The following is a 1,243-nucleotide window of genomic DNA, read 5'->3' as shown; positions in this document are numbered from 1 at the left end:
CCCCAGCTCACCGCCGTGCAACGCTCCGTCCTAGAGGTGGCCCTGATGCAGCGCCTCGTCCAGTACACCGCCGACGCCTTCGGCCGGAACATCGAAGACCGCGCCTTCACGCGATACGACACTAAGGTGGACAGCGTGCGGCAGGTCATCGACGGAACATTGTGACCGCAACAGTTGTAGGAATCGACGTCGGCGGCTCAAAAACCGCAGTCAGGGCCGCCGACGCCAATTCCGGAACCCTCTCAACGAATATATCGGTCCCGACGCAGTCATGGAGAGGCGAAAGCTTCCCCACAAAGGCGCGCGTCCTTCTGGACCTAGTGGACCGACACGTCGGTAACGATATTGCGGCCCTTGCTGTTGGTGCTCATGGATGCGACACGCAGGAACAATGCGACCGACTCCAAAGGGCCGTCGCCGAGATGGTGTCCTTCCCAGTGCGCGTCGTCAACGATGCACATCTGCTTTCCTACGCTGCCGGCTACCCCAAAGCCATCGGCGTCATCTCAGGGACTGGGTCCATAGCTGTAGGTACCACCCCTGAGGGCCAAAGGATCTCGGTCGGTGGCTGGGGTTGGTTGGTAGGCGACGACGGCGGCGCGACGGGTCTTGTCCGGGAAGCAGTGCGAGCGGCTCTTATTGCATCAGACTCCGGCCATTGCGACCGTATCCTGGAATCCAGCCTGACGGCAGCAGCAGGAGTCCGCCGGATCGGAGAAGTCAGCATGAAACTCATGCTCGAGCGACCCGAACAGTGGGCCCTCCTGGCACCAGCGGTGTTCGCAGCAACGGCAGCAGGTTCCCCAGTGGCGAAATGGGTGGTCAACGCAGCCGCGCACTCCCTTTGCGACCTTGTAGATTCCATCGTTAAACGCGGCGCAGTCCGGGAACAGATCGTCCTCGGCGGTACGGTGATCGCTTCCCAAGCGGACTACGCCGCAACAGTTCGCTCACTGCTTGCGGTCTCGCAGCCCAACGCAACGACGGTCGTGCTGAACCAACCTCCGGTAGCTGGAGCGCTGGTGATCGCCAAAATGATTCACGCCGCCGGCGCTTACGAGGCAGAAGTTGCTTCAGCGAAGCCCACATCCGGCAGGTCAATGTAACTCACCTGCTCGTCCCGCTCCACCGGTATTTGCAGCGCCCACCCGCGGTACTCCAAGCCAGTTGGCGCGTCACCCCAGGTAGTGGATCAGCGGCGCTTCAGGGACGATAAAGATCGATCTCTGTGCCTGCTTTGGCC

General features: G+C 61.7%; 1 protein-coding gene. It reads left to right on the top strand.

What is annotated here, in order from left to right; genetic code table 11:
* Positions 1-161 precede the first annotated feature (161 nt).
* Complete coding sequence (locus tag CXQ88_RS21325; protein WP_181037650.1) at positions 162-1,106, top strand: BadF/BadG/BcrA/BcrD ATPase family protein; 945 nt, start codon at positions 162-164, stop codon at positions 1,104-1,106.
* Positions 1,107-1,243: the final 137 nt, after the last annotated feature.

This window comes from Arthrobacter sp. ZGTC412 (genome assembly GCF_002929215.1).
GTDB lineage: Bacteria > Actinomycetota > Actinomycetes > Actinomycetales > Micrococcaceae > Arthrobacter.
The sequence above is the reverse complement of the archived record's forward strand: the minus strand, read 5'-3'. Positions and strand labels throughout refer to the sequence as shown.